The following is a 19,921-nucleotide window of genomic DNA, read 5'->3' as shown; positions in this document are numbered from 1 at the left end:
GGCGGAGGGGAAGGTACGGCCGGCCCGGCCTCAGTCGATCAGGCGGCGGTTCATGCCGCGGACGGCGAGCAGCCAGGAGGCGGCGCCGAAGACCAGCAGGGCCGCGGTGTGGCCCAGGTCGGCGAGGCCGAGGGTGCCGAAGGACGCGTGCCTGACCAGTTCGGCGCAGTGCTGGATGGGGTTGGCCAGCCCTGCGACGGACACCCAGCCGGGCAGGGATCCCAGGGGGAAGAACACCCCCGCGGCCATCACCAGCGGGGTGAGCACGCCCGAGACGACCAGGCGCAGCCAGTCCATGGCGGGCACAAGGCAGGAGACCCACATCCCGAAGACGCCGAACGCGAAGCCGGCCAGCAGGGAGATCAGCGGCACCAGCAGCAGTTGGGGCGTCCAGTCGAGCCCGATGGCCAGGGTGACCAGCAGCGGTGCGGTGCCGTACACCGCCGATTTGACCGCGATCCAGCTGGCCTCCGCGGTGACCAGCTCGCTGACGCTGACGGGCTGGCTGAGGATGGAGTCGTAGATCCGCTGGTAGCGGCGCCGGTTGTAGCTCTCGAACATGCCCGCGAACGCGGACGAGAAGAGCACCGAGGTCACGACCATGCCCGTGCCGATGAACTCCAGGTACGAGTGGCCGTCGACGGCGTCGATCAGGGCGCCGAATCCGAGGCCGAATCCGGCCATGTAGATCAGTGGTTCGACCAGGGAACCGAAGGTCGTGGCCAGCCAGTACCGGCGGAACAGCAGCAGTTCCCGGTGCCACACCGCACTCAGGGCCGGGAACAGCCAGGCGGTGGCGAGGCGCGGCGGCGCCTCGCCGGCCGGTGCGGTGGCAGGCGTGGGGGTCTGGCTCATGGGGGGCTTCTCCGTGGGGTGCGCCGCGCTCAATGGAACAGCTCTCCGGTGAGGAGGACGAACACGTCCTCCAGGGTGGTGCGGCGCAGTACGTCCGGGGTCCCCAGGAGGTCCCGTACGCCGGCCGGCATCGTCTCGGCGCGCAGGACGGAGACGGAGAGGCCGGTACGGCGGCAGGGCAGGCCCGCGCGCGCCGCGATCTCCTCGACCTCGGCGCGCCGCCGGGGAGTGCCCTCGAACTCCGCGGCCTGTTCGCCGGCGTGCTCGCGCAGCAGGGCGGCCGGTGCTCCGCGGGTGACGACCCGGCCCGCGAAGACGACGGCCACCTCGTCGACGAGGCGTTCCGCCTCCTCGATGTAGTGGGTGGTCATCACCACGGTGGTGCCGTCGGAGCGCATGGCGCCGATCACGTCCCACATGTCCTGGCGGACCTGCGGGTCGAGACCGACCGTGGGTTCGTCCAGGAGCAGCAGCCGGGGGTCGTTGATGATGCCCCGGGCGAGCAGGAGGCGTCGGCGCATGCCGCCGGAGAGGCCCTCGGTGGTGTGTCCGGCCCGGTCGGTGAGGCGAGTCGCGGCCAGGGCCCGGTCGATCGACCGCTGGTAGCGGTCCTTCGGCAGCTGGGCGAACCGGGCGAAGACTTCGAGGTTCTGACGTACGGTCAGTTCGATGTCGAGGTTGTCGTGCTGGGGCACGACGCCCGTCATGGCCCTCGAGGCCCGGGACTGGGCGGGCAGGGTGCAGCCCAGGACCTCGACCTCGCCGCTGTCGGCCCGGGTCTGGCCGGTCATCATCCGCATCGTGGTGGACTTGCCGGCGCCGTTCGGGCCCAGCAGTCCCAGGAAGGTGCCCGGCGCCACCTCCAGGTCCAGTCCGTTCACCGCGGTGACGTCGCCGTACCGTTTGACGGCTCCGCTGATGCGCACGGCGGGCCGGGTCACCGGTCCGTCCTTCCGGTTGCCGCGCGCAGCAGCTCGACCGTGTGGGCCAGGTCGTCGGCGTCGAAGAGGGCCTCCAGGCCGTCGACCGGGTCCACCCCGAACCGCGCGGCGAACTGGGCGCTCACCCGCGCGGCCAGGATGGAGTTCCCGCCGAGGTCGAAGAAGTTGTCCTGCGGCCGGACCTGTTCGAGGCCGATGACGCCTGACCAGATCTCCGCGACCGCCCGCTCGTCGGGGGTGTCTGCCATGGGTGGGGTTCCTCTCTCCACGTGATGCCTCTGACCCGGGTGACGGGGTGGATCAGACGGCCGGGGTCCAGCGGTAGGTCGCGTCGGGCTCGTTCTCCTCGTTGCGGCTGCCGTCGTTGGTTTCGACGAGCTGGAAGCCGTGCCGCACGTAGAAGGCGATGGCGTCCTCGTTGCGCTGGAAGACGTTCAGGGAGAGGCCTTCGGGTGCGGCGGCCCGTACTTCTTCCAGGAGCCGGGTGCCGATGCCGTTGCGGCGGGCCTCGGGCAGCAGGTAGAGGTGTTCGAGCATGCCGTCCTCCAGGGCCGCGAACCCGAGGATCTCCTGGGTGGTGCTGCTGACGGCGACCCACACCCGGCTGTCGGGGAGCACGACGTGGGTGATCCAGGCGAGGGTGTCCTCGTCGCTGTGGATGCGCGGGAGGTAGGGCATCGCCGCTGCGCGGGAGGCGAGGAAGAGCCGGGTGATCTCCTCCGCGTCGGAGGGTGCGGCGGAGCGGAGCTCGAAGGCGGTTGCTGAGGTCATGGGGTCGATTCCTCTTCTGCGGGGGCCCGTGGTCCGGGCCGGTCGGGGGCGGCGCGGGACTGCGCCGGACGGGTCGGTGGGTGGCGGGGCGGGTCGGCCGGACCGCGTCACAGGGTGAAGACGCGGGTGGCGACGGCTCCGGAGAACTCGGGTGACCAGGTGAGCGCGCCGGGTCGGGGCAGGTCCAGCGCGTCGGAGGGGACGGCGCCGCTCTGCGCCGTGACCAGCAGGCGCACGGGCCCCTCGGACCGTACGGTCAGCGTGACTTCGGCGCCGTCGCTGCCGGGCGCGTTCAGGACCAGCCCCCATTTCCAGGGGGTCGCGGTGAAGGGCCGGTTGACCGCTCCGGGGAGGGTGATATCGCCGACCGTGACGCTCTCGACCTCGGTCTGCGAGGTGTCGACGTACAGGCCGAGCAGGTCGGCGCGGGCCGCTTCCGTGCCCAGGTGGAGCCGGATCCTGCGGGTGGCGCCCTCGCCCGGGTCCTCGACCTTGAGGGTGGGCCGGGCGACCGGTGCGGTCGCGGCCTTTCCGGTACGCAGGCCGTCCACCGGGTACAGGGTCGGGAAGCGGCGTTCCAGCTCGGGGTCCGCCCCGGCGCCGGTGTAGTGGTCGAGGAACGGTTCGCCCCCCGGCTGGTCGGTCAGCCAGTACGCCTCCTCGCGGTCGGCGTCGAGCGCGTACATCAGCCCGACCGGGGTCGGCCTGCTCGCGTCCGGGGCGTCCGTGGCGGCTCCGGCGCCGACGAGGCCGGCGGCCAGCAGGGCGGCGGCCAGGCCGGCGGCGGTGCCGGCGCGGCCGTGGACCGGGCGGCCCCAGGCCAGCAGGAGGACGAGGACCGGCAGGGTGAGCACGGCGAGCGGGGCCGCGGCGGCCGCCGGGCCGACCGTGGCCAGCAGCAGCAGTGCCGGCGGCACGATGAGCAGGACGGCGGGCAGCCCGCACACGGCGGCGGTGACGGGCCGCCAGGGCGAGTCCTCGGCAAGAGCGGCGCAGAGCCCGATGCCCGCGGCTCCGGCCAGGGCGGGCCAGCAGAACAGGTACGAGGCTCCCGGCAGGGCCACGGCGGTGCCCGCGCCGAGCAGGGCGAGCCAGAGGGTCACCGCGCCGGCGGCCTCGGCGGGAGTGGCGCGCCGGGTCGACCAGGTCAGCCAGAGCCAGCCGGCCGCGCCGGCGAACAGCACGAGGCCCGCGGTGGGCAGGGCCACCCGGTAGGGCGCGCCGTGGACGAAGTTCGCGTACTCCGGGCGGACGAGCAGGGCCAGCTGCCAGAGGATCCAGCCGCCTGCCGCCGCGAGGGCGAGGGCGAGCGGGAGGGCGGCCGTGCTGCCGAGGACCGCCTTGGTCCGCAGCCGCTCGCGGCGGACCGCCCACCACAGGGCCCCGGCCGTGCCGGCGAGCGCGAGCAGCGCCAGCGGGAGGCCGGCTCCCTGCGGGTAGCGGACGAGGAGCCCGGCGACGCTGAAGTAGGTGGCGTCCGCGGCCTCGTCCAGGCTGCCGATGTCGGCGGCGGCGAGGTGTCGGGTGGCTGCGAGGACGGTCGTGCCCATGTCCTGGAGGCTGCCGTCGTCGACGTGGGCGACGGAGTCCTCGGGCGTGTGGTAGCGGGCGCTGCCGCCCACGACGGCGAAGTTGAGACCGGGATACCCGGCCTCCCGGAAGGAGGTGAAGTCCGTCTCGTGGGGCAGCATCCGGTAGATCTCGCGGGACAGCGAGGTGGCCTGGGCCGGGTGGTCTCCGAGCGCCGGGACGACCGCGCCGCTGTGCGGGCCGGTTTCGAACATGACGGTCCGTCCGGACGTGCCCCTGGCGTCGAGGTTCAGGACCACCGTGCGCGCGGGGTCGGGGTGGCCGCCGCCGTCGGCCAGGTAGGCCTTGGCGCCGAGCCGGCCGAGTTCCTCGCTGTCGGTGAACAGCAGCACGACGTCGTTGCGCTGCTGCGGTGCGGCCTTCAGGGCGCGCGCGACTTCCAGCAGGGAGGCGACGCCGAGTCCGTTGTCGGAGGCGCCGGGGCCGCCGGCGACCGAGTCGGTGTGGGCGACCAGCAGGACCGTGCCGGTGCTGTCGCGTCCCGGGACGGTGGCGACGACGTTGCGGACCCGGCCCGCCAGGTGCGAGCTGTACGGAGTCGCGGTGGCGACGGTGTCCTCCAGGAACCCGGGGGTGAGCCCGAGGGCCGTGAGCCGGTCGGCCAGGTACTGCTGGGCCTTCTCCTGCGCCTCGGAACCCGAGGGGTGCGGCACGGCGGCGGTCTCCTCGATGTGGGCGCGGGCCCGGTCCGCGGAGAACGCGCGGTCCGGTGCGGACGCGGAGGCCGGCGCCGGGGTGGCCGAGGTGGACCATCCAGCCAGCAGTGCGGCGAGCGCGAGGAGCAGCGGGGCGCACAGCGCCCCCAGGGTGCGCCGTGAGGTCATCGGGTGCCGCTTTCCGAGGGGCCGGCGGGTGAGGCGGCGTCCGCCTCCAGCCTGCGCCGGTCGATCTTGCCGTTGGTGGTCAGGGGCAGCCCGTCCAGGTGCTGGATGTGCTGCGGCACCATGTACCGGGGCAGCCGCCCGCGCAGTTGCCGCGAGAGCTCCGGTGCCGGGCTGGGGGTGCCGCAGTAGTAGGCGGCCAGCCGGACCTCTCCCGGCCCGGGGACGGCGACCACGGCCGCCGCGTCGACGCCCGGCAGGTCGCTGACGGCGGCCTCGACCTCGCCGAGTTCCACCCGGTTGCCGAGGATCTTGACCTGTGCGTCGATCCGGCCCAGGTGCAGGAGCGTCCCGGACCGGGTGCGAACGCGGTCTCCGGTCCGGTACCAGTCGGTGGGCAGTACGGGCTCGCCGGGCGCGGGGACGGGCTCCGCCGGGCCCTCGCCGGCGGTCCGCAGGAACCTGCCGCGGTTGTCGGCGGGGTCGAGGTAGCCGTCGAAGCGCTGGGGGCCGCGTACGCACAGCTCGCCCTCGTCGGCGGGCCGTCCCTGCTCGTCCACGACGAGGGCCTCCAGGTGGGGGTGGACGGGGCCGATCGGGACGGTGCCGTTGGCGCTGGTGGTCCAGTGCGCCGGGTCGGCGGGGAGGGTGTGCACGGTGCAGGTGACCGCGAGTTCGGTCGGGCCGTACTGGTTGTGGAGGGTGCTGTGGGGGGCGACCTCCCGCCAGAGGGCGAGGTGTCGCGCCGTCACCGGTTCACCCCCGAAGACGCTGTGGCGCAGGCCGGTCGCACGCCCGGGGGGCAGTCCGCCCAGTTCCGCCGCCACGGACACCAGCGAGGGCACCGAGTCCCAGTGGGTGAGGCCCCGGTCGACGATGTAGTCCACCGGGCGGTACAGGTCGCGGCGGTCGGGCACCACCAGCGTCGCGCCGGAGCACCAGGCGCCGAACAGGTCGAAGACGGACGGGTCGAAGGTCAGTCCGTAGGTGTGCGAGACCCGGGATCCGGGGCCCAGTTCGCAGCGCGCGATGTGGTGTTCGAGCGCGGGCACGATGTTGCGGTGGCGGACCGGGACCCCTTTGGGCCGTCCCGTCGATCCCGAGGTGAACATCACGTAGGCGATGTCGTCGGCGTCCGCACGGTGGAGGTCAGGGGCCGTTGCGCTCCGCGGCGCGGGGAGTGCGGAGGCCGCCGCCAGGTCCACGGTCGCGAGGTGCGGCGCGGCCGGGTGTGCTGCTTGCATCGCGGCAGCGAAGGCGGTGGCCGCGGACGTGTCCGCGCCGTCCACGAGGACGGCGGCGGCCCCCGCGAGGGCACAGATCTCCACGTTGCGCGCGGGCGGGTTCGCCGGGTTGAGCGGGATCACGGCGGCGCCCAGCCGCAGGACGGCCAGGTAGCCGGCGTAGGCGGGGAGGCTGCGTTCGGCGAGCAGGGCCACGCGGGCCGGGCGCGTGCCGCAGGCGTGCAGGATCCGGTCGGCGGCCTGCCGGGACGCCCGCTGGAGGTCCCGGTAGCTGACCGGCCCCTCGGTCGGCAGGTCGAGGGCCGGGCGGTCGGGGGCCGCCGCGGCGGTGTGCTCGAACCAGGCGTGGAGCGTTCGGTGGGGCAACTGCTTCTCCGGGTGCGGTACGTGTGCGGGGCGTCCGCGGGGCGGAACGGGGAGGGCGTCCGGTCGGACGGTGCGTCAGCCGGCGACCTGGGTACGGACGTACGCGGCTGTCTCCTCGGCGACCGCGGCCCGGTGCCCGTGCAGGAAGAAGTGGTCCCCGCCGAAGATCCGTTGGTGGAAGCGGCCGGTGGTGACGGCCTGCCAGCCTGCGATCCACTGCGGTGCGGCCAGCTTGTCCTCGGTGCCTCCGAGCGCGAGGACGGGGCAGGACACGCGGGGAGCCGTGGCGGCCCGGGCGGCGGTGTCCTCGTGGTGGCGGGCGAGCAGGGTCAGGTCGGCGCGGATCACCGGAAGCATGAGGTGGACGAGCTCCTCGTGCCGCAGGACCTCCTCCGGGGTTCCGCCGAGCTCGACGAGGGCCTCGATCAGCTCGGTGTCGGGCAGCGTGTGCAGCGTCCGTTCGACGGGCGAGCCCGGCGCCCGGGCCCCGGAGACCACGAGGCACAGCGGAGCGGGTGCCCCGGCCGCTTCGAGCCGGCGGGCGACCTCGTGGGCGACGTAAGCGCCCATGCTGTGGCCCAGCAGGACGAAGGGTTCGGCCGGGGGCCCGGCGAACAGTGCCCCGATGAGGGCGTCGGCGAGTTCGTCCATGGTGGTGAGCGGCGCCTCGCGGAGTCTGCTGCCGCGGCCCGGGATCTCCACGGGCACCCAGTCGAGGTCGGGCTGGTCGGTCGATCTGGCCCAGGGAAGGTAGGCGCTGGCCGCCCCGCCCGCGTGCGGCAGGCAGTAGACGCGGATGCGCCCGGTCTGCGTCGCGCCGTCGGCCGGCCGGTTCCAGGGCACCCAGCGGGAGTTGTCCTGTCCGACGCCGACGAGGTTACCGATCATGCCTGCATACCGCCCTAGTCCCGGCGCCCCGCGGGGACGACGGCGGAGCGGGCCCGTGCGGCCCGCCTTCGCGGAGTCCCTGTCCGGCGGAAGCGCCTGAATGCCCTCGTGTTGCAGCAAAACGCTGCCCATGGTCGCCATGTCCGTTTTGGACATGGATTATCCTTGTTCGCCCAGCTGCGGAAGTCGAATTTTCAACCGCTTCGTGGCCTCGTGCGCCGATCCCCCTGGCGAACCCGAGCAACACTGCCGAAATACACCGAAGCCGTCCCGGCCGGTCCTTCCCCCGTGGCCGTCGTAAGCACCATTCCCTACCCCCACCTAATGCGTCAACCCCGTACCGCGTCACACCGCGCATTCGGAGCTGCCACCCTTTCCGGTACGGGTTCTCCAGGAATCGCGCAGCCCGGTCCGGGGCACCCCCGGGGCGGCCCGTCCGCGCCCGACGACGGCCAACCGCTCGCCAGACAAGGGGGTTGACCTGCCCTCTCGACCCACGTACGGTCAGATCCAGCCATCACATGGACTGATGGTCCTGCAATCCACCTCGAGCGACCAAAGGGCTCTGGATTGTTTACGGGGAACGGGGAGCGACCTCCCTCGCGGATTCATCTCTGACTTTGCCAGAGGTCTCTTCACATCTATTTGCATGGCCTGCTGGGGTGCTTTCTACGTGTGTGGCATAGCTGGAATATTTTCGGTTGACCGATCAGCCTCCGAGCATGAATCGATTTCCCGCGACATGGCTGCGGAGCTGATTCACCGTGGCCCTGACGATGCCGGATCGATTTCTCTGCGCAGCGTTTCCCTGGGATTCCGCAGACTTGCTTTCAACGACCTGGCCAACGGAAACCAGCCCCACGCCTCCCCGGACGGGGAGATCGTCGCGGTCTGCAACGGTGAGATCTTCAACCACCGCGGCCTGCGGGACTCGCTGGCCGCCCGGGGCCACCGCTTCCGCTCCGCGAGCGACACCGAGGTGCTGATCCCGCTCTACCGGGAGTACGGCCTCGATCTGACGGCCCACCTCGACGGGCAGTTCGGCTTCGCCCTCTACGACTCGGTGGCCGACCGGCTGCTGCTGGCCCGCGACCACGCGGGCGTCGTGCCGCTCTTCTACACCGTCGTCGGCGACCAGTTGGTCTTCGGCTCCGAGGTGAAGGCGATCCTGCGCCACCCCGCCGTGTCGCGCCGGGTGGACCTGCGCGGACTCGACCAGGTCCTCTCGCTGCCGGGCCTGGTCAGCCCCCGCACCATGTTCGAGGGAGTGCACGCCCTGCGCCCCGGAGAGCGGCTGATCGCCGACCGCTCCGGGGTGCGGACCGAGCGGTACTGGGACCTGGACTACCCGCTCCAGGCCGACGCGGGCCCGCCCCTGGAGGGCCGTGCGGCCGAATCCGAACTGGACCGGCACGCCGCGCGCGCCGCCGTCCTCCTCGGTGACGCGGTGGCCGGCCGGCTCCAGGCGGACGTGCCCGTCGGCATGTACCTCAGCGGCGGCCTGGACTCCAGCATGATCGGCGCCCTGATGGCACGCGCGCGCCCGGGCCACTCCTGGCCGAGCTTCTCGGCGGTCTTCCCCGAGCGGGACTTCGACGAGAGCTCCGCGCAGCGGCTCGTCGCCGGGAAGCTGGACACCGAACACCACGAGGTGCCCGTTCGCGAGAGCGAACTCGCCTCCTGGCTCACGACGATGGTCCGCCACGCCGAGTGTCCGGTGCGCGAGTCGTACAACGTCTGTTCTCTTTTGCTGTCCCGAGCCGTCCGGATATCGGGCACCGGTGCCGTGCTGAGCGGTGAGGGCGCCGACGAGCTATTCGGCGGATACCCCGGATACCGGTTCGACGCCGCGGGCCTTTCCGGCAGCCGGGCGCAGGGCCTGGAGGCCCATCTCGAACGCGAGGCCGCCCTGCGGATGTGGGGTACCGGGCTCTTCTACGAAAACGACCATGTAGCAGCCCAGGAGTTCCGCCGCGAGCTGTATTCGGACGACCTTGCGGATGGCCTGGAAAGCTTCTCGGTCACCGGTCAGCGCCTGGTCGACCCCGAACGGCTCATCGGCAGACACCCCCTGCACCAGCGGTCCTACCTCGACTTCCACCTCCGCCTCGCCGACCACCTGCTCGGGGACCACGGCGACCGGATGGCGCTCGCGCACAGCGTCGAGCTGCGCTTCCCCTTCCTCGCCCGCGACGTCGTGGACTTCGCGACCACGGTGCCGCCGGAGCTGATGCTGCACGGCGCCCAGGAGAAGGCGGTGCTGCGGCGGGCCGCGGTTCCCCTGGTGCCCGGCGAGATCCTCGCCCGGCCCAAGTACGGGTTCCGGGCCCAGACCAGCTCCCACCTCCTCGCCTCCGGAGCGGACTGGTTCGAGGAGCTGATCGCCCCGTCGACGGTCCGCCGCCAGGGGTACTTCAACCCGGCCACGGTGAGCGAGCTCGCCCGCCGCCAGCGGGAGGGCCGCCACCAGGTGCACGCGCACCTCGACACGGACTACCTGATGGTCATCGCCACGTTCGCCCTGTTCGTCGAGGAGTTCGGTCTGCCGTGTCTGGGATGAGTGCCGTCTCGCAGCAGCTGGTCGGCGTGGTGGGCGGCATGGGCCCGCTGGCCTCCACCGAACTCCTGCGGACCGTCTACGAGCAGGGGACCTGGGCCGTGGAGCAGGACGCCCCGCGCGTCCTGCTCTGGTCCGACCCGGCCGTGGTCGACCGGACCGACGCCATCGGCGGCAACGGGGTCGGCCGGCTGCGCGAGGCCGTGGAGCGCTCGGTCCGGGGCCTGGCCGCCGCCGGAGCGCACCGCATCGTCATCGCCTGCCTCACCGCGCACCACGTGATGGACGCCCTGCCGGCCGACCTCGCCGGACGGTGCGTCTCCCTGGTCGACATCGTCTTCGACGAGCTCGAACGCACCTCCCGTCCCCATCTGCTGCTGAGCACCAGCGGCACCGCGCGGGCGGGCATCTTCACCGGGCACCCGCGCCACCCGGTGGTCCGGGAACGGCTGGTGCCGCTGGCCGCCGACGACCAGCGGACCCTGCACGAACTGGTCTACCGGATCAAGCGCGGCGGCGACCCGGCGCGAGGCGTCGACTTCCTGCGCGAGACCCTCCCGCGCTACGACGTCCGCGCGTTCGTGGCGGCGTGCACCGAACTGCATCTGGTGACACGGGAGATCGCCGCCTCGGGCCTGGCGGACGAGTTTCCCTCCATCGACCCCTTGACGATCGCCGCCGAGCGGATCAGGAACGGAGTGCTGTGAGCCACGAAACCCTCCTCGCCCGGTGGAACGACCACGTCACGCGCCGGGGTGACGCCTGCGCGGTGTCCGCACCGGACCGGACGTGGAGCCACCGGGAACTCGCCGACCAGGTGGCCGGACTGCACCGGCTGCTGACGTCCGCGGAGTCCGGTGGAGCCGGCCGGGACGCAGAAGCCGGCGGAGCCGTCCTCGTGGTCTGCGCCGACCCGGTCCGGGCCGCCGTGGCGCTTCTGGCCTGCGTCGCCGCCGGGCGCACCGTCGCCCCCGTGGACGTACGGCAGCCGGCCGCCCGCTGGGCCGCCGTCCTGGAGGACCTGCGTCCCGCCTGCGTCGTCGCGGACCGGGCGGGCGCCGACGCGCTGGCCGCCGCCGGTGTGGCGGGGGTCGTCCTGCTGCGGGCGGACGAGTGCGCCCCGGGGACCTGGTCCGGACAGCACCTGGAGCCCGCGGCCCGTACGGACGCCGGATACGTCTACTTCACGTCCGGCACCACCGGCCGCCCCAAGGGCATCCGGGGCAGCCTGGCGGCGGTCGCGCACTTCGTGGACTGGGAGAGCGCCGAGTTCCGCGTCGGTGAGGGCACCCGGGTCTCCCTGCTCACCTCCCCCGGCTTCGACGCCTTCCTGCGCGACCTGCTCGTCCCCCTGTGCGCGGGCGGCACGGTGTGCGTTGCCCCCTCTCCCGGAGTTCCGGTCGGCGACGCACTCGTACGCTGGCTGGCCGAGCAGCGGGTGGAGGTGCTGCACTGCGTCCCCACGGTCTTCCGTACGCTGCGCACCGCCGGTGCGCATGCCGGATCGCTGCCGGACCTGCGCGTGGCGCTGCTCGCGGGTGAACCCGTACGGGCCTCCGACGTCGTCTGGTGGCGCGAGCTGTTCGGGGACTCGAAGGAACTCGTCAACCTCTACGGTCCGTCCGAGACCACCATGACCAAGGTCTTCCGGCGGCTCGACGCCTCCGACACCTCGGCGGACCCCGTCCCGGCCGGCCGGGCCATGCCCGGTGTGACCGTACGGGTGCTGGTCGCCGGCGCTCCCGCGACGGACGCCATCGGCGAGGTCGAGATCGAGGTCCCCTTCGCGCTGCCCGGCTACCTCGGCACCGACAGGGGCGGGTTCCGGCCCCCGAACCGGTACCGCACCGGCGACCTCGGCCGGATCGACGCGGACGGCACGCTCGTACTGCTCGGCCGGCGCGACCAGCAGGTCAAGATCGCCGGCGTACGCGTGGAACTCGGAGCCGTCGAGGAGGCCCTGCGCGACCACCCGGCGGTCCACGACGCGTGCGCCGTGACGGCCGACCACGACGGCGACACGGTCCTCGGGGCGTACGTGGTCGCGGACGCCTCGGCCGGCGACGAGGAGCTGCGCGGCCACGCCGCACTGCGCCTGCCCGCAGCGCAGCTGCCGTCGGTCCTCGTACGGCTCTCCGCGATCCCGCGCACCCTGAGCGGCAAGGTGGACCGGCGGGCCCTGCCGCCGCTGGCCGCGGTCCGCGCCGCGGCCGGCGAGGACCTGCCGCGCACCCCGCTGGAGCAGGAGATCGCCGCCCTCTGGTCGGAGCTGCTGCACCTGCCCTCCGTCGGCCGCCTGGACGACTTCACCCTGCTCGGCGGTACCTCCCTGGCGATGGCTCGGCTGCTCGACGCGCTGCGCACCCGGTTCTCCGCCGAGGTCGCGCTCCGCTCGTTCCTCCTCGACCCCACCGTCGCCGGACTGGCGGTCGCCGTCGAGGAAGCCCGCGCCGGCCGGCCCGCACCGCTCACGAAGGAGGCGTCGGCATGAGCCGAGCCCAGCCGTTCGGCCGCCGGACCGCGCGCGGGCGCGCCCCCCTCAGCCACGCCCAGGCCGCGATCTGGCGCGCCGAGCAGGTGCGTCCGGGCACGGCGCTGCACAACGAGACCGCCGCGTTCCGCGTCGAGGGGCCGCTGGACGTCGCCGCGCTGGAGCGTGCCCTCGCCGAACTGGCGGTCAGGCACGAGGTGATGCGGGCCTGCGTGACGGCCGACGCCTCCGGTGAGCCGTGGCAGCACTTCGCGGACCGGGTCGGCTCGACCGTGGTCCTGGAGGACCTCGGCGCGGTGCCCGGTGCGGACCGGGAGGAACGGCTGGCCGAGCGGGTGGCCGCGGCCGCCGCTGTGCCCTTCGACCTGTCCCGTCCGCCGCTGCTGCGCACCCACCTCTTCCGGCTCGGCCCGGAGCAGCACCTGCTCCTGTTCGTGGCGCACCACATCGTGGTGGACGCCTGGGCGTTCGGCGTGTTCCTGGAGGCACTCGCCGACCGGTACGCGGCCGCGACCGGTACGGGTGCGGGCGACGGCGACGGCCCCGGCGCGGACGGTGGCGACGGCGGCACCGGGGAGCCCGCCGCGCACGTCGACTTCGGTGACTACGCCGCCTGGCAGCGGGCCGCCGACGCCACCGGTGGCGGCCTGGACCACTGGCGCGAGCGCCTGGGCGGCGAACTGCCCGTCCTCGCCCTGCCGTCCGACCGTCCCCACCCCGACCGCACGGACCTGTCCGGGGCGGTCCACCGGGTGTCGCTGCCGGCCGAGCTCGCCGCCCGGCTCTCGGCGCTGGGCCGCAGCGAGACGGCGACCCTGCCGACCGTCCTGCTGACCGCGTTCTGCGCGGTGCTCCAGCGCTACAGCGGCCAGGACGACCTGGTGGTGGGCATGCCGGTGGCCACCCGCAACCTGCCCCGGCTGTCCTCGGTCATCGGCCCCCTGCTCAACGTGATGGCCCACCGCGCCGACCTCACCGGAGGGCCCACCTTCCGTGCGGCCCTGCGGCGCACCCGGCTGGCCCTCAAGGCGGACCTGGCCCACCGGGACACCCCCTTCGACACCGTCGTCACCGACCTCGGCCGCCCGGCCGGCCCCGGGCGCACACCGCTCTTCCAGGTCATGTACGCCTTCCACAGCGGGCCGACGACGGCGCTGGCGCTCCCGGGGCTGCGGACGGAGCCCGCCGTCTCGCACAGCGGTACGGCCAAGTACGACCTCTCCCTGTTCCTGCGGCCGCGGCCCTGCGGCGCGCTGGAGCTCGACTTCGAGTACCGCACCGGCCTGTTCGACGCCAGGACGGCGCGGGAGTTCGCCGATGCCCTGCTGTGTCTGGTGCGGGCCGCGGCCGACGACCCCGACCGGCCGGTCGCCGAACTGCCGGTCATGACGCGGGAGCAGGAGCAGCGCGTACTGGCCGGCTTCAACGCCGCCGACGGCACGGCCGCCCCCTGGGACACCGCCGAGGAGGCCGTCCGGCGGAGTGCCGCGGCCCACGGTGACGCCCCCGCCGTCCGGTACGGCTCCACGGTGCTCAGCTATGCGGAGGTCGACGCCTGCGCGTCCCGCGTGGCCGCGGCCCTGGGCTCCGTCGCGGGCGAGCGGATCGCGGTGCGGGTGCGCCGCAGCGCCCACCTCGTGCCGCTGCTGCTGGGGATCTGGCGGGCGGGCGCGGCCTTCGTCCCCATCGACGAGGGCATGCCGGCCGAGCGTGCGGAGCACGTGCTGCGGGACAGCGGTGCCGTCCTGCTCGTGACCGACGGCACCGACGGGGGTCAGGGCGGGATCCGGACCGTCTCCCCGGGCGAGCTGCTCGCGGGCGGTCCCTCCGACGCTCCGCTGCCCGCGCTCTCGCCCGGCGCGATGGCGTACCTCATCTACACGTCCGGTTCCACGGGCGTGCCCAAGGGCGTGGCCGTGCCGCACGGCGCCGTCGCCAACCTCCTGCACAGCGTGACCCGGGAGCCCGGCATCGGGGCCGAGGACGTGCTGGTCGCCGTGACCTCGCTGTCCTTCGACATCTCCGTGCTCGAACTGTTCGCGCCGCTGACCGTGGGAGCCCAGGTCGTCGTCGCCCCCCGGGAGACCGTCCGCGACCCCGGTGCGCTCGGGACGCTGCTGAGCGGGAGCGGCGCCACCCTGATGCAGGCGACGCCCTCCCTGTGGGCCGCGCTGGCCGGCGGCGGCTGGACCGGCCTCGCGGGGCTGCGCGCACTCAGCGGCGGCGAGGCCCTGACCCAGGACCTCGCGGAGCGGCTGCTGGAACTGACCGACGAGGTGTGGAACCTCTACGGGCCCACCGAGACGACCATCTGGTCCACCGTCGGCAGGGTCCTGCCCGGGGAACAGGTCACCGTCGGGCACCCGGTGGCGCGTACGGTCTGCTACGTGCTGGACGGGCAGGGCCGTCCGGTCCCGCGCGGCGCCACGGGCGAACTCGTCATCGGCGGCGCCGGGGTGAGCTGCGGGTACTGGCAGCGGCCGGACCTGACCGCGGCGGCCTTCGTGCCCGACCCGGTGGACCCGCGGGGCGCCACCGTGTACCGCACGGGCGACCTGGCGCGGCACCTGCCCGACGGGCGGATCTGCGTCACCGGCAGGGCCGACCAGCAGGTCAAGATCCTCGGGCACCGGATCGAGCTCGGGGAGACGGAACACTTCCTGGGCGCGCATCCGGCCGTGGCACAGGCGGTCGTCGTCCTGGACCGCGCGCACCGGCCGGCTCCCCGGATGGTCGCCTTCCTCACCGCCACGGGGCAGGAGGCGGACGCGGCGGAGCTGCGGCGCCACCTCGCGGGCAGGCTGCCGGCCGCCGCGATCCCCGCGGTCTTCGTCTGGCTGCCCTCTCTGCCGCTGAACACCAGCGGCAAGGCGGACCGGCCCGCGCTGACGCGGGCCGCCCGCGAGGTGTCGGCGTCCCCGGCCGACCGGCCGGCGCCCGCCACCGATGTCGAGCGGCGCGTCGCCGCGGTGTGGGCCGAGGTGCTCGGCGTCCCCGTGGACTCCGTGGGACTCGACGACGACTTCCTGTCCTCGGGCGGCAACTCCCTCTCCGCGACCAGGCTGCTGGCCCGGCTCGCCGCGGAATTCGGCAGCGCGCCCGCACTCGCCGAGTTCTACGCGGCGCCGGTGCTGCGGGAGCTCGCGGTGCGGTGCGCCGGGACGCGGCCGGCCGTGGGGTCCGGGCCCGAGGCGCAGGCACCGTCCGCCCCCGTCGGGCCGGTCGTGCCGCTCACCGACCAGCAGCGGCAGCTGTGGCTGCTGCACCGGCTGGACGAGGGCGGCGCCGCCTACAACCTGGCGGCGCGGCTCGCCCTGCCGGACGCCCCCGACGAGGAGGCGCTGGCCGGTGCGCTCGCCGACCTGGTGGCCCGGCACGAGGTGCTGGCCGCCCGCTGCGAACTGCGCGACGACACCGCGGTGATGGTCTACGCGCCCTCCGCTGCCGTGCCGCTGGAGGTGGTGGACCTGAGGGCCGCCGGCGACCGCGGGCCGGCCGGCCGGGCCGGGGAGCTGGCCCGGCTCGCCGAGGCGGAGGCACGACGCCCGTTCGACCTCTCCGCCGGTCCGCTGCTCCGCGCCACGCTGGTGCGCACGGGTGCGGATGCGGACGGCGAAGGTGACGGTCCGGGAGCGACGCTGCTGGTCACCGCGCACCACATCGCCGTGGACGGCTGGTCGATCGGTCTCGCGGTCCGCGACCTGGCCGCCTTCTACTCCGCCCGGGTCCACGGCACTCCCGCGCCCGCGCCGCTGCCCTCCGGCTTCCGCCGGTTCGCGGCCGAGCAGGCCGGGGACACGGCCGCGGCCGTCCGCGCCGAGCAGCTGGACTACTGGACCGGCCGGCTGGCCGGACACTCCGGTGTGCTGGAGCTGCCCGCCGACCTCGGCCGGCCCGCCGTGCGCACCACCGAGGGGGCGGCACTGCCGGTCCGGGTGCCGCAGGAGCTCGCCGAACGGCTGCGGGAGGTCGCGGCCGGAGCGCGCACGACGCCGTTCACCGTGCTGCTGGCCGCCTTCGCCGCCCTCCTGGGCCGGTACGCCGACACGGACGACGTGGTCGTGGGCGTGCCGGTGGCGGGCCGGGGCCGCGCCGGACTCGACGAGCTGGTGGGCTGCTTCACCAACACCCTGCCGGTGCGCGTCGATCTCTCCGGGTCGCCCTCCTTCACCGAACTGGTGGCGCGTACGGGCCGTTCGCTGGCGGCGGACCTGGACCGCCCGCTCGTCCCGTTCGACCGGCTGGTCTCCGCGCTGAAGCTGGCGCGGGACCCTGCCAGGCCGCCGCTGGCCCAGGCCATGCTCGTCTTCCAGAACACCCCGGAGGCCGCCCCCGGCCCCGGTGGAGCGCTCGGCGCCCTCGTACCGACCGGGACCGGGACCGCCAAGTACGACCTGACGCTCTCGCTGACCGACGGTCCGCGGGCGCTGGAGGGGGAGCTGGAGTACGCGAGCGCCCGGTTCAGCCGGGGCCAGGCCGGGCGGTTCGCCGGTCACTTCGACCGGATGCTGCGGGCCGCGCTCGAGGAGCCCGGGCTGCCGCTGGACGACCTCGACCTGTCGGACGCCGTGGCGGTGCCGGAGGGGGACGGCCCGGGCAGGGACGACCACGCCGTGCCCGTACACGAGCTGTTCCGCCGTCAGGCCGCCGCGGCCCCCGAGGCCGTGGCGGTCCGGCACGGGGCACAGGAGATCGGCTACGGGCAGCTCGACCGGTGGAGCGACCGGATCGCGGCGAGGCTGCGGTCCCTGGGCGCGGGTCCGGGACGGTTCGTCTCGGTCCTGGTGCCCACGGGCCTCGTCCAGAGCGCCGCCGCGCTGGGTGTCGCGAAGACGGGTGCGGCCTTCGCCGTCCTCGACCCGTCCGATCCGGACCTGCGGCTGGCCACGGTGCTGGCCGATGCGGAGCCGGTGTGCGTCCTGGCGGCCGAGGCCGTGGCCGCAGGCCGTCCCGGGTTGCTGGACCGGGCGGCGGGGCGGTTCGGGGGCTACCCCCTGGAGTTCCTCGACCCGGCCCCGCCCACCGGCGAGGACGAGGCCGACGCCGACGCCGACGCCGCGGAGGACGCGGTTCCCGCCGCGGGCACCCCGCTCGGCGCGGGCCCGGACGATCCGCTCTGCCTCGTCTACACCTCCGGGTCGACGGGCCGGCCCAAGGGCATCGCCCTGCCGCAGGCGACGCTGGCCCAGTTCGCCGACTGGCAGCGCACCCGCTTCGGCGTCACCCCGCGGAGCCGGATCGCCCAGTGGGCGCCCTTCACCTACGACGCCGCCTACACGGAGGTGTTCGCCGCACTGTGTTCGGGGGCCACCCTCTGCGTGCCGCCGGACGACGTGCGCCGCGACCCGGTGGCCATGGCCGGGTGGCTGCGCGAGGAACGGATCACCCAGATCCAGCTGGTCCCCGCCTTCTTCCAGCTGGTCGCCGAGGTCCTGGACTCCACCGGTGCGCAGCTGCCGGACCTGGAGCACCTGCTGCTGGCCGGTGAGGTGCTGCCGGTGGCGCTGGCCCACGACTGGGCGCACCGGCCGGTGCGACCGCGGATCCACAACCTGTACGGGCCCACCGAGTGCGTGCTGGCCACGCACCGGGAGCTGCTCCCCGGGGAGGAGTTCCCGGCCTCGGTGCCGGTCGGCGAGCCGATCCCGGGCCGGTCCGCGGTGGTCCTCGACTCCCGTGGCAGGGTCTGCCCGGTCGGCGTGACCGGGGAGATCCACCTGCGCAGCGAGTTCCTGGCGGGCGGCTACCACCGCAGGCCGGAGGAGTCCCGCGCCGCGTACGTGCCCGATCCCCGCGAGCCGGGCGCCACCCTGTACCGCACGGGCGATCTGGGGCGGCTGCTGCCGGAGGGCGGACTGGCCTTCGCGGGACGCCTCGGCAGCCAGGTCAAGATCCGCGGCAACCGGGTCGAACTGGAGGAGGTCGAGGCCGTCCTGGAGTCGCACCCGCAGGTGCGGGAGGCGGCCGCGGCCGTCCACCGGACCGGCGGGACGCAGCGGCTGACGGCCTACGCGGTGACCACCGACGGGGTGAGCGCGGCGGAGCTGCGCACCCACCTCGCGCAGCGGCTGCCGGCGGCTGCGGTGCCGGAGCACGTGCTGCTCCTCGACGCGCTGCCCCGTACCCGCACCAACAAGCGGGACCGGGCGCGGCTGCCGCTGCCCGAGACGCAGGGGCCTGACCGGGAGGCGGGGGCCGCACCCCGCTCCGGACTGGAACAGACGGTCGCCGACGCCTGGCGGGAGCTGCTGGGCACCGACCGGATCGGCCGGCACACCAGCTTCTTCGAGGCGGGCGGCGATTCCCTGCTCGCGGCGAAGCTGCAGATCGAACTGACCCGTCGGCTGGAGCGGCCCGTACGGCTGGTGGACGTCTTCGCACGGCCCACCATCGCCGAGTTCGCCGCCGCCCTCGGGCCCGCGGCGCATCCGGACGCGGCGGGGGCCGCCGCCGCGGCGCAGCAGCGCGGCAGCAAGCGGCGCGGGGCGCTGACCGGACAGGCCCGGGCCCGGCGGGCCGCCCGCGACTCGGGCTGATGCGGTCCTGGCCGGCCAGGACCGGCCGGCCGCGAGCAGCACACGGAATTTCAGATCTCGGACATGAAACGCGATGAGGGGAACGGCATGAGCGGGATGGACACCGACCTGGTGATGCAGGAGCTCGAGGGCCTCCTCGGCTCCTCCGGTCTGGAGCGGGTGGAGGAGTGCCTGGCGATCCTCACGGGCCGCAGCACCCCCGAGTACCTGCACGACGAGCAGGAACCGACCCGGCTCTTCTTCCCGGGGATCAGCGCACTGCCCTGGCACGACACGAGCGGGGCCGGCTGGGTCCGCACGATGCAGGACGCGTACCCGCAGATCCTGGCGGAGTTCCACGCACTGCGCGAGGAGCAGGCGCGCTTCGCCCCGTACGAGGACCTGTACACGAAGGAGCTGGGCTGGCAGGGCTGGGACACCTACCAGCTCTACCGCAACGGCGAGTGGCGGGCCGAGGCCCGCGCCCAGTGCCCGGTGACGGTGGCGAGCCTGGAGCAGACCCCGCACGGGCCCCGCGACGGCATGTTCACGGTCCTCAACCCGGGTGTGCACATCACCCCCCACACGGGCGGAGTGAACCTGCTGCTCACCGCGCACCTGCCGCTCGTCGTGCCGCCGGACTGCTCGATCAAGGTCGCCGACGACGAGCGGACCTGGCAGGAGGGCGAAGTCATCCTCTTCGACGACAGCTTCATCCACGAGGCGTGGAACCGCGGTACCCGGCAGCGTTCGGTGCTGCTGTGGGACGTCTGGCACCCGGAACTCACCGAGGTGGAGATCAAGGCGCTGACCATCCTCATGCCGCGCTTCCAGCAGTACCTGATGGCCGTCTGAGCCCAGCGCCGCACCGACTTCCACCAC

12 protein-coding genes are annotated in these 19,921 nt (G+C 74.1%); 5 read left to right on the top strand and 7 right to left on the bottom strand.

The features are described from left to right. Positions 1-30 precede the first annotated feature (30 nt). The 7 genes from ACFWUZ_RS19815 to ACFWUZ_RS19785 form a co-directional block, all read right to left on the bottom strand. Positions 31-855, bottom strand: coding sequence for an ABC transporter permease (locus ACFWUZ_RS19815; protein ID WP_384374120.1), 825 nt, complete (start codon positions 853-855; stop codon positions 31-33). 29 nt (positions 856-884) lie between these two features. Next, the gene (locus ACFWUZ_RS19810) at positions 885-1,796 is read right to left on the bottom strand and encodes an ABC transporter ATP-binding protein (RefSeq protein ID WP_384374117.1); all 912 of its coding nucleotides are present in this window, start codon (positions 1,794-1,796) and stop codon (positions 885-887) included. Next, positions 1,793-2,044 carry a phosphopantetheine-binding protein gene (locus ACFWUZ_RS19805; protein WP_384374114.1) on the bottom strand — a complete coding sequence of 84 codons (252 nt, stop codon included), beginning with the start codon at positions 2,042-2,044 and terminating at the stop codon, positions 1,793-1,795. Before ACFWUZ_RS19805 ends, ACFWUZ_RS19810 begins: the two co-directional genes overlap by 4 nt. A gap of 52 nt (positions 2,045-2,096) precedes the next feature. Further along, on the bottom strand, positions 2,097-2,567 hold the full coding sequence (locus ACFWUZ_RS19800; protein WP_384374111.1) for a GNAT family N-acetyltransferase: 471 nt from the start codon (positions 2,565-2,567) through the stop codon (positions 2,097-2,099). A 107-nt stretch (positions 2,568-2,674) separates the two neighbouring features. Next, positions 2,675-4,981, bottom strand: coding sequence for a M20/M25/M40 family metallo-hydrolase (locus ACFWUZ_RS19795; protein WP_384374107.1), 2,307 nt, complete (start codon positions 4,979-4,981; stop codon positions 2,675-2,677). Next, entirely contained in the window at positions 4,978-6,588 is a 1,611-nt protein-coding gene (locus ACFWUZ_RS19790; RefSeq protein ID WP_384374104.1) for an amino acid adenylation domain-containing protein, read from the bottom strand. The genes ACFWUZ_RS19795 and ACFWUZ_RS19790 overlap by 4 nt, the downstream gene beginning before the upstream one ends. Before the next feature lie 75 nt (positions 6,589-6,663). Continuing rightward, complete coding sequence (locus ACFWUZ_RS19785) at positions 6,664-7,476, bottom strand: thioesterase II family protein (protein ID WP_384374101.1); 813 nt, start codon at positions 7,474-7,476, stop codon at positions 6,664-6,666. Positions 7,477-8,125: 649 nt separating this feature from the next. Between ACFWUZ_RS19785 and asnB the strand changes: the two genes are divergently transcribed. The 5 genes from asnB to ACFWUZ_RS19760 all read left to right on the top strand — a co-directional run bounded on the left by asnB (position 8,126) and on the right by ACFWUZ_RS19760 (position 19,894). After that, positions 8,126-10,036 (top strand): asparagine synthase (glutamine-hydrolyzing), encoded by a 1,911-nt coding sequence (asnB, locus tag ACFWUZ_RS19780; protein WP_384374098.1) that lies wholly within the window; start codon positions 8,126-8,128, stop codon positions 10,034-10,036. Continuing rightward, positions 10,033-10,740, top strand: a complete 708-nt coding sequence (locus tag ACFWUZ_RS19775; RefSeq protein WP_384374274.1) for an aspartate/glutamate racemase family protein — start codon at positions 10,033-10,035, stop codon at positions 10,738-10,740. Before asnB ends, ACFWUZ_RS19775 begins: the two co-directional genes overlap by 4 nt. Further along, positions 10,737-12,524, top strand: a complete 1,788-nt coding sequence (locus ACFWUZ_RS19770; protein WP_384374095.1) for an AMP-binding protein — start codon at positions 10,737-10,739, stop codon at positions 12,522-12,524. The genes ACFWUZ_RS19775 and ACFWUZ_RS19770 overlap by 4 nt, the downstream gene beginning before the upstream one ends. After that, complete coding sequence (locus ACFWUZ_RS19765; protein ID WP_384374092.1) at positions 12,521-19,060, top strand: amino acid adenylation domain-containing protein; 6,540 nt, start codon at positions 12,521-12,523, stop codon at positions 19,058-19,060. The genes ACFWUZ_RS19770 and ACFWUZ_RS19765 overlap by 4 nt, the downstream gene beginning before the upstream one ends. Before the next feature lie 63 nt (positions 19,061-19,123). Continuing rightward, positions 19,124-19,894 carry an aspartyl/asparaginyl beta-hydroxylase domain-containing protein gene (locus ACFWUZ_RS19760; protein ID WP_384374089.1) on the top strand — a complete coding sequence of 257 codons (771 nt, stop codon included), beginning with the start codon at positions 19,124-19,126 and terminating at the stop codon, positions 19,892-19,894. The last annotated feature ends 27 nt before the right edge of the window (positions 19,895-19,921 follow it).

The sequence above is a fragment of the Streptomyces sp. NPDC058646 genome (genome assembly GCF_042716875.1).
Taxonomy (GTDB): Bacteria; Actinomycetota; Actinomycetes; order Streptomycetales; family Streptomycetaceae; genus Streptomyces.
Note: the sequence above shows the minus strand (reverse complement) of the source record. Positions and strands in the feature narration are given on the sequence as shown.